The organism is Pedobacter sp. HMWF019, from assembly GCF_003061025.1.
GTDB lineage: Bacteria > Bacteroidota > Bacteroidia > Sphingobacteriales > Sphingobacteriaceae > Pedobacter.
The window spans coordinates 566-3305 of the sequence record NZ_QAIL01000613.1; the positions used below are offsets into that span (position 1 = coordinate 566).

Genomic DNA, 2740 nt, shown 5'->3' on the forward strand with positions numbered 1-2740 from the left:
GGAGAGAATAGCCATTTCTCATTTGTTCATCAGTAGAAAGGTATGAGTAGTTCGACAGGATGACCGCTCAGCCCGCTGAGAGGGTCTTCATGAAGAAGGCCCTCTTTTTTTTCATAAATCAGAAGCCCTTTTTCTTTCATTTTCAGGTGGTTACTACTCAAAATTTTTAAAAAAAACATTTTGAATGGTTGAAATTAAGGTGTAATTATGTTAAAGAAAATAGGTTAAACAAGAAGTAATTTAGCCTGGCCAAATGATAGGAATCATTTTTTTATTCAGATACTCACTTAATAATCAACTAATAAACTGTACTAACTGCATTATTACATTACAAAATGGCTTTTGACTGAAATTTCTAACAGGCAGGGATTTTAAATTAATGGTTTCGAAGTGATTAAAAACTCAATAGAAAGTAACTTGTTATTTTATTAGATGACTTGGAAAATCTTGAACCTTCTCGCAACAAATTTGTTCCATTATTTGTTGAAGCTGGGATTTTAAAATTCCTATGGTATGATTACCACCTTCTGCACCCAGTGCTGCTGTACCATACATAAAGCTTCTGCCCAGAAAAGTAAATTCTGCCCCTGAAGCAAGTGTTCTCGCAATATCAGGACCTGAACGTAAACCACTATCCATCATGATCTTTATTTTACCTCTATAATTCTCTACAATCCTATTGAGTGAATGGATCGCTGATTCAGCAGCATCTAATTGCCGGCCTCCATGATTCGAAACGATGATCCCATCTATTCCTAATTTAATGGCCTTTTCTGCATCCAACTCATTGGAAACGCCTTTTAAAACTAGTTTACCTTTCCACATATCGCGTATTGGCGCAATCTTTTCTTCATTCAATTTTCCGGTAAATGTCTCATCCATAAATACTGACAATCTTCGCATATCCACATTTTTAGGCATATAAGGCTTTAGTAGCTTAAAGTTAGGTGGGCCATTGATCAGGGTCTTAATTGCCCAATTAGGCTTTTCAAAAATCTGAAGAATGTTGTTTAGTGTCATTCTTGGAGGTACTGCAAAACCGTTCCTTATGTCACTCGGACGATATCCAAAATCAGGGACATCGCTAAGAATAACGAGAACCGGACATTGTGCTTCTTCAGCACGTTTTATGATTTTATCTCTAAGACTATTTTCTGTTGGATGGTAAAGTTGAAACCATGCTCTACCTTCTGTAATCTCACTTATTTTTTCAATACTACTGGTACTCGTTGTGCTCAATATAAAAGGTATATTGTGTTCAAATGCCGCCTTAGCTAAAATTTCGGCAGAATTAGGCCATATCAGACCTTGCAACCCGACCGGCGCAATTCCAAAAGGGGCGTCGTAGGTATGGCCAAATAGCGTCGTTTTCATATCCGACTTTTTATGAGTTGACAGATAGTGAGGCAAGAGCTCTACTTTACGTATGTCCGCTGTGTTTTTATAAAGATTAGTATCCTCATTGCAGCCTCCATCAAGATACTCAAAAACAAATTTTGGTATTCTTTTTTTCGCCTTGTTTCTAAGGTCTTCTACAATAGGATATTTTGGATTATAAGGGAATCTCATTCTAATGTTTTTAATTAGGATTTTTAAAGTTTCTTGCAACTTGCAACGTATTCTTATTTTCTTATCCCTGCCTCAAAACTCCAGGTTTTCTCTCTTCGCCAAGTAGCAATCGAAACTAATTAGATGGAATTCCAATAAAGATTATTGTTTTGATCCGGGAATTGTTATTCCCAATCCGCCATCTATCCGGAAAGCCTCACCAGTAATGAAGGAGGCCTTCTCACTAGACAGATAAGCCACAAAATCTGCGATTTCAACGGGAGAAGCTATTCTTTTCACCAAATGCATTTCTTCGCACTCCTTTAAAACCTTGGCTGGATCAGCAGATTGACTCAACAGGTCACGCAAAAGTGGTGTATCCACGGTGCCCGGGCAAACAGCAACGCAACGAATTGCGGGCCCATAATCTATTGCTATACTCCGTGTTAAGCCAATTTGGGCTGTTTTCGACGTAACATAAGATGCTACCTGGTGTTGGGATACGAATGCCTGAACACTTGACATATTGATGATTACACCTTTTCCTTTTCTTTGCATGGATGGAATGGCATATTTTGCGCAAATAAATCCTCCTCTCACATTTACAGCCATCGTTCGGTCCCATTGCTCTACCGAGCTTTCTGTTACAGTTGAATAATACTGTACCGCCGCATTATTCACTAGTACATCAATATCTCCAAACGTGGCTATAATCTTTTCTATGGCATTTATTACGTCTTCTTCTTTGGAAACATCGGTTTTTATAAACATGGCACTGTCACCCAATTCTTTAGCATATCTATTGCCCTGCTCCTCATCTATATCAAGAATTACCACACGGGCCTTATTTTCATGAAATACTCTAATACAGGCACCACCGATACCTTTTGCCCCACCGGTTACTACAACAATTTTATTCTCGAAACTCATATTTTTATTTGTTTACTGTGTGAAGCTAAAAGTAATCCTTTCACGCCCAAGTCGATTTTATTAAGGTGCCAACGGCCCAGGTTAGCGGTAAAAAGCTGATCTGAATGTACACCACCAAAAGCTATATTTGTAGGGTTGGATCAAGTATGGGCTTCCCAATCTTCCATCAGCAAGGTAGTTGTTCTATCAGTTGCAACTTTATAGATTGCATTTGGAATATAATAAAAAGCCCCAATTTAAAATAGCTGGAGCTTTTTATAAT

At 38.1% G+C, this 2740-nt stretch carries 2 protein-coding genes; both read right to left on the reverse strand.

The window, feature by feature from the left end:
- Positions 1-420 precede the first annotated feature (420 nt).
- Positions 421-1569, reverse strand: a complete 1149-nt coding sequence (locus DBR11_RS28985; RefSeq protein ID WP_108556001.1) for an alpha-hydroxy acid oxidase — start codon at positions 1567-1569, stop codon at positions 421-423.
- A 141-nt stretch (positions 1570-1710) separates the two neighbouring features.
- Positions 1711-2478, reverse strand: a complete 768-nt coding sequence (locus DBR11_RS28990) for a glucose 1-dehydrogenase (RefSeq protein ID WP_108556002.1) — start codon at positions 2476-2478, stop codon at positions 1711-1713.
- Between the last annotated feature and the right edge of the window lie 262 nt (positions 2479-2740).

Coding starts and splice junctions, on each gene's coding strand:
- DBR11_RS28990 (WP_108556002.1), bottom strand. CDS start 2,478: ATGAGTTTCGAGAATAAAATTGTTGTAGTAACCGGTGGGGCAAAAGGT.
- DBR11_RS28985 (WP_108556001.1), bottom strand. CDS start 1,569: ATGAGATTCCCTTATAATCCAAAATATCCTATTGTAGAAGACCTTAGA.